At 36.3% G+C, this 8,634-nt stretch carries 4 protein-coding genes; all 4 read right to left on the bottom strand.

The features are described 5' to 3' along the window. Positions 1-48: 48 nt before the first annotated feature. The 4 genes from CGC58_RS07395 to CGC58_RS07380 all read right to left on the bottom strand — a co-directional run bounded on the left by CGC58_RS07395 (position 49) and on the right by CGC58_RS07380 (position 8,545). A complete protein-coding gene (locus CGC58_RS07395; protein ID WP_095896145.1) occupies positions 49-1,488 on the bottom strand; it encodes a PorP/SprF family type IX secretion system membrane protein in 1,440 nt (479 codons plus the stop codon). Further along, positions 1,488-4,565, bottom strand: coding sequence for an Ig-like domain-containing protein (locus tag CGC58_RS07390; RefSeq protein WP_095896144.1), 3,078 nt, complete (start codon positions 4,563-4,565; stop codon positions 1,488-1,490). The genes CGC58_RS07395 and CGC58_RS07390 overlap by 1 nt, the downstream gene beginning before the upstream one ends. Before the next feature lie 403 nt (positions 4,566-4,968). Next, positions 4,969-7,161, bottom strand: coding sequence for a PepSY domain-containing protein (locus CGC58_RS07385; RefSeq protein WP_095896143.1), 2,193 nt, complete (start codon positions 7,159-7,161; stop codon positions 4,969-4,971). A gap of 127 nt (positions 7,162-7,288) precedes the next feature. Then, positions 7,289-8,545 (bottom strand): sigma-54 interaction domain-containing protein, encoded by a 1,257-nt coding sequence (locus CGC58_RS07380; protein WP_095896142.1) that lies wholly within the window; start codon positions 8,543-8,545, stop codon positions 7,289-7,291. Between the last annotated feature and the right edge of the window lie 89 nt (positions 8,546-8,634).

Here is an 8,634-nt window from a genome sequence, read left to right as displayed (position 1 = left end):
TTCTGCTATATTATATATCTGAAATAAGTTTTTTGAATATTTATCGTATTATTTAACAACTCTTAATATCCAAATACTTATGTCTGAAAATTCACGTCGTTTTAACATTTGACTCATTACCAAACCTGCATCTTCTTTCGAATCATACGGCTGATTGAAATACACATAGGTCATATTATTTTGAGGATGCAAGAAAGCACTTGCCGTAAGCCCCATTGACCTAACTTCTTTTAAGCGTTGATACGCCCCTTTCGGATTTCTAAACACCCCAACAATAACATAGTAACCATCAACAATTTTTCCTCCGGCAATTTTGTGTTCTTGCACGTTGATTCGGTCTTGCAATGATTTTACAGGGTCTTTAGGTTGCTCCACTACTGGTTTGACTGTCTCTTTCGGTTTTTCAGCCACGGCTTCTTTCGGAGTTTCCGGCTTAGCACTTTCTATCACTTTTTTTCTGTCCGAATCAGCTTCTTTGGCTTTTCTGGCTTCTTCTAACTTTCTGGCTTTCTCGTGTCTTTTTCCTCCGTACTGGTAAACCAAACTGATTTCATACGTTCCTCCCAGATTGCTCACGTAAGAACCTATCCCTTGCTCATATCCAAAGCCTGCACTGAAATGAGATGTCACGTTAAAGCCCAACCCTCCAAACACTCCATATTTTTGGTCATAACCTCCATAAACCCAGCCAATCAAAGGCATATCCAGCATTATGTTACCACCCAATTGAAAGTTTTCGGAACTTCTTCTGGCTCTTGCCATCATCGAAAAAGTAGCTTCCTCCAATATACCGGAACCACTCATCATTGTATTGCGGTACATTAAATGCCCTACAAAAGATTTTGCGTTGAACGGCACAGCCATTTCTTCGGCTGAGATGGCGTAATCCACTAAATTTTCAGCTACAACCCCAAAATGTATTTTCCCGAAATTAATATCGAATCCCGGCTGAATATTAAAAATCCCGGTATTTGAAACATTCTCAAAAATTGGGTCTCCGGGGTTGTTTATTATCACTTCATCTTTGGAAATTCCTGTCATCCCGAACATTGCATTGATTCCCAATCGAAGGTAATTTTCATCAGAAATTTCAATCTGATGTATGTAATTTCCTAAAACTCCGTAATTGGTAAATACACCTGCCTTTTTCTGAAAAATCATCCCGTGGAACATCTCTTGGTCAGACCATTTTCTGCCATAAGTTCCCATATAGGTTTTAAAATTATTTCTGAAATTCATCCACTGATTTCTGTGGTACAACGCGATATGAGATTCCCTTTCTCCAAAAATCGGAAATGCGGGGTTCATTAAAAAAGAATTAAATTTCACGGCTGTATGCCCAGGCATTTCGTAGGGCAAATAATGATATGCCTTCTGAGCCACAGCAAATTGCAGAAAAAAAGTAAAAACGATTAATATGATAGTACTTCTTTTTGTCATAATTCCGTCTTTATTATCTAAATAAAGTAATAAGTTATTTGTGTTCATTATTTAATTACGGTAATAACCCCTTGTTTCTCGACTTTCCCATTGACTTCAATTACGTACATATAAAGGAGAGCTCTTTTGCCTATATCTTTGGAGATATTTACATTAGGCCACCTGTTGTCATAATTCGTTCCGTCGAAAGCCACTTTCCCTTCTTGAGAATATATCCTTACCCTCACATAACTTTTATTTAGATACTCATTTGGAATTTCCCAAAAATCATTAAATCCATCCCCATTCGGTGTTACAACATTCGGTATATCATTAATTTCGTACAAATCTTTTATTTCAAATGAAACCACTACCGGCGAACAAGTTCCTCCGATTGTAGTTGTTAAAGTATAAACTCCAACTTCTGTAATTACAACCTTTTCACCAAAGGTTTGCTTATCAGGGGTACTCCAATAATACTGATAATCACTACTACTGTCTAAAACTCCAACCTCAAGCCCTTTCGTTGCAGAAAAAGAAGATTTATCAGGAACCTCCATATTGTTATCCAAACGAATAATCTTTATGTTTTCTGCTTTAAAGTAATTCACGGAAACCGTCTCGGATTTCTTAGTACATACTCCGTTTGATATTTCTATGTAATAATTTCCTGCTTCGGTAACATCATAATTAGCTTCCACTGCACCTTCAATTTTGCTACCTTCTTTATACCACTGATAAGAATATGCCGCTGAAGAAACAGAAGAAGATAATGTTGTTTTTCCTCCCGGACATATTATAGGTGTATTGTTAGGACTTTCGGTTTGTATTGTAACATCAGGAACAGAGGCGAACGAAACTCTCAATTTGTTGGACTCTGTAATTGATGACTTATACGTTGCTTGCAACGAATACTCCCCTATCGACCCATCATTCATTACCAGCAAATTTTTGTAATCAGTTTGTCCTTGGATTGGAATGCCATCTTTCAACCATTGGTAAGTGAAATTATCAAAATCGGCACTATTGAAAGGTAATGGTTCTTCCCCCACCAAAACTCCTTCTAACTTCTGCAATTCCAGCGTAGTTTGAGTAGCCGTCCCATCACAGTTCTCTGACTGATTCTGTTGCATTTTAAAACCTATGGTTGGTTTCAAACTTTTTACCTCTATATAATATTGTGTTGGTGTTACTCTTTTTTCATTCGCACAAGTAGTTCCACCATTCACCAACTCAGCGTAATAACTACCTGGTTGCGTAACAGTTAGTGAAAGTCCCGTTTGACCGGATATTTCCTGTCCGTTACGGAACCATTTTATTGTTGGGTTTGTCATCGTATGAGAAATGGTTAATGTGTAGGATTTTCCTTCAACATAAATTTCCTTTGGTCTCATATCTCTTGACCAGCCTGCCGTAACATCATCTTTAATCGCTACTATGGAGTTAGAAACTGCGGCACATCCGGCTTCACCTTGCTTCATCATAGAAACGTGATAAGTTCCCGTTTGTGAAATTTCATATTCGTATTTACCAACTTCACTAAGTACCTCAACACCTTCCTTATACCAAGTGTAGGTTGCTGAAGGATCAGCAGGATCAGCAGTAAGTTTTGCGGAACTGGTACAAAATTCAATATTTCTGCGTCCCTCATTCAATTTAACTGCACTCGCATCAATAAGTTGAATAGGTAATTCATTGGAACGAGGAATTGAATTATATCCCGAAGCAGAAACTTGTAAGGAATAAGCTCCATTTTTTGAAGTGTTATCTAAAAAGATTTCATTATTAGTAGCCCCATTAACGGCCTCTGTTCCTTTGTACCATTGATATGTGAATACATTATATGTAGAAGGCTCCATAACTACTTCACCGGAATCCGTTATAGCTACAATTTTTTCAATTGCCAGTGATGTTTTGTCATACAAACAAGCCTGATAGGAAGCTGATTTATACTTGATTTCCACTTTAAAACTCGTCGGGCTTTTCAGAGTAACTTTTTCAGACAATACCGAACCTGCACAAGTTCCGCCTTGTGTTACTTTCACCTGATATTCTCCCGGCTGGGAAGCCGTATAGTTCTGAGAAGTAGCTCCACTAATTTCCGTACCATTCAAAAGCCATTGATACGAGGGACTTTCTGCCACAGTCTCCGCTCTGAGCTGTTTCGTCGCTCCAGGCAACATCAAATCACCATCTGTTGCAGTGGCTGAAACTTTAAAATCTTCTTTGAGTTTTATTTCGATAACATTGGTACGTTCTTCACAATCCTGACCTGGAACTGCAACTCCTAAGTAATATCTTCCCGCAACGTCTCCGGTTGTTGGTATCGTATAGGTATCAAGCCCTACTCCCTCTGACACTACAACATCATTACGATACCACTTATAAGTGTATGAAGTGTTTTTACTGCTTGCATTGAGTGTCACACTCTGCCCTTTACAAATATTCGTTTCTGAAGGACTTGAAGATATACTCATCCCCATATTACCTGCTACTGTCACCTCAACGTTGTTAGAACGAGAGTTTGATGAACCAGAGCAAAAATTACCATAATCCACAGTGACGTGATACGTTCCTGCTTCTGAAACAGTATATGAAGGACCTGTAACTCCAGGTATCAAAACGTTGTTCTTATACCATTTGTACGCTTTTTCCGTATTCTTATCCACAGATATTTCTTTGGAATGCCCTGGACAGAGAGCTAACCTTGACTCATCATTATTGAGTTTCAAACGTGTTGTAACATTCAAGTAATACGCTGAAAAAGCATTACTTACCAAAGAGCTTGAAGGAGCAGTACTACTTACCCTTATTTTATAACCATCACCGTGAACTGTAGTGGGCAGTTGCACATTGGTTGATACTTCTAAGTTTGTATTTTGTCCTGTTATTCTCTTAAGTTCAACGGGATTAGAGAAACTCCCCGTTGCGTCTGATAATTCAATTATGTATTGGTTGGTTGCTGTTGGAAATGGAGGACTCCATTTAAACGATAAGCTGAAATTGTTGTGAGTAGCTGAAACACAAGCATCACTGAAATTCAAAGAAACAGACTCCACCCTACCAGTTGACTGAGAGTGTATCTCATTTAAAAATAAAAAAGAAATAAATAAAACTAAAATACTATGAAAAAAACGAGTCTTCATTGTGCAAAATCTTTACTAAACAATTCTAAAAATACACTCCTTACAAAGCATATTTAACAAGACAAATGTACAAAAATTAATCAAAATCAAAACCTCACATTAATAGGAGACTCTCAAAAACACAATTATTAACTAATTCCTTTTTATTCCTAAAAAACAGACAATCCCATACAAAACAAAATTTAAAATAAATTTATTCTAATAAAAATAAAATTAAAAGAATTTTATTCCATAAAACTAAGTAAATAAAAAATAATATTCCTTAACGGAATTTTCAAAGTCAGATTCTAAAGATATTGTTAATTATGAAATTTTTAAGATTTCGGAAACAAATTTTCGCAAAGTTTTCAACATTTGTTGTTGATAACTTAGACCGAAATAAGCGTTTTTTTAAGCATTTTGTTTAATAGCAATCCATCCGGATTTGCCCTTTGTTTTGGAAATAACTCAGGGATTTTCCTAAATGTTTTTCACAGATACTTTCAAGAGTAGCAATTACTCCTTTTTGCATTGCAACAGAACCACAAATCATTACAACTCCATTATTTTCAAGTAGTTTTGCGAAAAATAAAGCCTTTTCCCGAACAATATCCTGCACATAGCATTTATTTTCAGAACGAGAGAAAGCCAAATGCAAATCTGAAATCCTTTTCTCGGACACATTTTTCAAAATGGTTTCGCGGTAAATATCAAACGATTCCCTGTTTTTTCCTCCCCAAATGAGCGTTATAGGAATTTGCTTCTTATTGTTTTCAACCATTCCCAAAAAAGGAGCAATCCCTGTTCCCGTAGCAATACAAGCCACCTGATTCATTTTTTTAGGAAAGTGAAATTCTTGATTAACCTCCAATCCTGCTTTCAATAAATCTCCTGATTTTAAATTATTTAGAAAATTTGATACAATTCCCTTTTCGTGACGTTTGATACTTAATAACACCTCATTATCAATGGTTTTACCAATGGAATACAATCGTTCACGACCATCAGTATCGGGCGTTACGGCAAGTAAATCTCCAGATTCAAAATTCACTTTATCAATAGGCTTTAAAACAAGCAAAAATGTTTCATCACACTGAATATCTGTTTTTTTAACTACCTTAAAATCAAATTGTTTTCGTCTCTTCCTCAAAATCATTTCAGCCGGCAATTGCAATACAATTCCTTGTTTTTCAGCCCATAAGTTTGCCCAGTGAGAAAATGACTCAAAGGACTGATTATTAACTGTATGTATATCAACAAAAGATTTTCCTTTTAAAGACTTTCTCAACAACTCATCAACCTCGTAGGCATATTTGCAGAAATCAGGATAAGCCAACGAACCAAAGCCCACAACAGAAAACCAAAAAGGATTCTTAACCTCATTTTCTTGCCATAATTTTTTAAATTTTGTAGCGTTAAAAGGCTCATTTCCTTGACCATAGGTTGAAGTCATCACAATTAAATGTTCCATATTTTCGTAAAGAGAAAAAGCGTTCATTTCTGCCAGAAAACTTTTCTTTCCCAACCTAATCAATTCATTATGAAGCATATTGGCAAAAACAAAAGTAGTTCCTCCCTCCGAACCTACAAGGATTATATGCGTGCATTCTTCCTTCTTAAAAGTATTCTTAATCTTTGATTTTCTGCGTTTTAGCGTAATTGCAAATCCTGAGTAAATAAAAAACAATATCCCAATGCAGGACAAAAACAGCACAAAAGACCAAATTAAAGTACCGCGACCCGTATGCAAAATTAGGCTGTAATGCGAAATAATCTTTGTTAAAAGAGAATCGGACTGGCGAAGCACTTCTCCTGTAAACTGATTAATTATCAACTTCTTATCTATCATTTCTATCCGATAGAATTCTTCAACATCTTCAAAAAGAGGAAATTCCACTTTACGAACTTTTGACAAAGGAACCTCAAATGTCACAAAGTCCGAAATCTCTTTTTTAGGCTCTTCCAAAAGCAAATCGGCGTTCACTTCCTCCAAAGATTCTTCCGCTGGCAATAGCGAAAATCCTTCCAAAGAAAGGTAAAATCCCGTAAAAGTAATGATGAAAATAGGCACCAAAACCCACCTGCCGAAAATTGTATGATAGTACGGAAAAAAGCTCTCCTTCACAATGTTACGAAAAAAATGCTTCCAGCTTTTCTGTTTCCTGATAATCAGAAAAATACCTGAAAAAGCAATCATCATAAGCAGAAAAGAAGCCACCGCCATAATAACACGCCCCGTTTTTCCCATAAAAAGCGAGCGGTGCAACGTCTGTGAAAAGGTGAAAATCTCGGCTCTTTTGAAGGTTTCTCCGATTTTTTCAGCTGTTTTGGGATTGATGTAGAAAACAGAATTATTCCCCTCGTTATCAACAACTTCAGCCTGAACAAACTCGTTTTCATCTATTTTCAAAGTAAGGATTTCCGAATATTTTTCCTTCAAAGAAATAATCGTTTCTTTTAAGTTAACATCATCCAAATCAACACTTTTTAAAGCTTTAGAATGATTCACGACAGACTCAAAAGCCAAAATCATTCCTGTTACAGAAGCAATTAGGATGAAAACAGAACCCAACAAAGCCAAAGCCAAATGAGCGTAACGCCAAACAGACAAAGTCATTTTTAATATTTTAAAATTATTTTTATTTAATTTAATTATAATCTAAAAAATAAGTTATATAAAAATCAATATCTTCAACGATTTTATCATCAAAAATATTGATTTCTACTATCTTAAGAATCTATATTTACAAATCCAGATTGTACTGTTTAATCTTTCGGTAAAGAGTTCTTTCTGAGATACCTAACTCCTTCGCTGCTTCCTTTCGCTTTCCTCCATTTCTTTCCAAAGCTTTGATAATCAATTCCAATTCTTTATCTTGTAAGGAAAGAGGTTCTTCAGTTATATCTTCCTCATAATCATACAGTTCCTCCTTATCAGAAATATCTCGCAAAGGTTGTACTCGCTCCACCGGAATTATAGAAACCACGGGGGTAACTTCCGTTGGATGTGAACTTTCTCCGTATATCCTGTGAATCAGTCCTTTATTATCTTCTTTAACTTTCTGAGAATTATCGTGTTGTAGCAATTCTAAGGTTAATTTTTTCAAATCATTCAGGTCGTTTTTCATATCAAACAACACCTTATATAATATCTCCCGCTCGTTACTGAATTCACTTTCACTTCGGGTTGTTCCTACCACTGTTGGCAAGTTTGTTCCTTCTTCGGGCAAATATTCTCGTAAAATTGCTGCTGAAATATCTCTTTTTCTTTCCAAAACCGAAACCTTCTCCGCAATATTTCGTAATTCACGTATATTTCCACTCCATCGATAATTTAAAAGTAAATTTACCGCATCATCGGTTAGCTTAATCGGAGGCATTTTGTATTTTTCGGCAGAATCAGAGGCAAATTTTCGGAATAACAGATGAATATCTTCTTTTCGTTCACGAAGCGGAGGCAAATAAATCTCAACTGTGTTCAAACGATAGTATAAATCCTCACGAAACTTTCCTTTTTTGATGGCTTCAAACAAATTTACGTTCGTTGCAGCCACAATACGAACGTTGGTTTTCTGTACAACTGACAAACCTACTTTAATAAATTCGCCATTTTCAAGCACACGAAGTAACCTCACTTGCGTGGTTAACGGAAGCTCGCCCACCTCGTCCAAAAAAATGGTTCCTCCATCGGCTTCTTCAAAATATCCGCTACGAGTAGAAGTTGCACCTGTAAAAGCTCCCTTTTCGTGACCAAATAGCTCAGAATCAATCGTTCCTTCCGGAATAGCACCACAGTTCACAGCGATGTATTTACCGTGTTTTCGCAAAGACAGAGAATGTATTATTCTCGGGATAGATTCCTTTCCCACGCCACTTTCTCCCGTAACCAACACCGAAATATCCGTTGGAGCAACTTGTATTGCTTTTTCAATAGCTCGGTTAAGTTTTGGGTTATTCCCGATGATGCTAAACCGTTGTTTTATAGCCTGTATATTTTCCATCAGTATCCTCGCCTTAATAGTAGTTCAACGTTGCAAATGTAAGATTTATTTCTCAAAAATTTAAATGATTTGGCTTACAGACGAAAATA

The sequence above is a fragment of the Capnocytophaga stomatis genome, assembly GCF_002302635.1.
GTDB lineage: Bacteria > Bacteroidota > Bacteroidia > Flavobacteriales > Flavobacteriaceae > Capnocytophaga > Capnocytophaga stomatis.
This window is presented reverse-complemented; position numbering and strand designations above follow the sequence as displayed.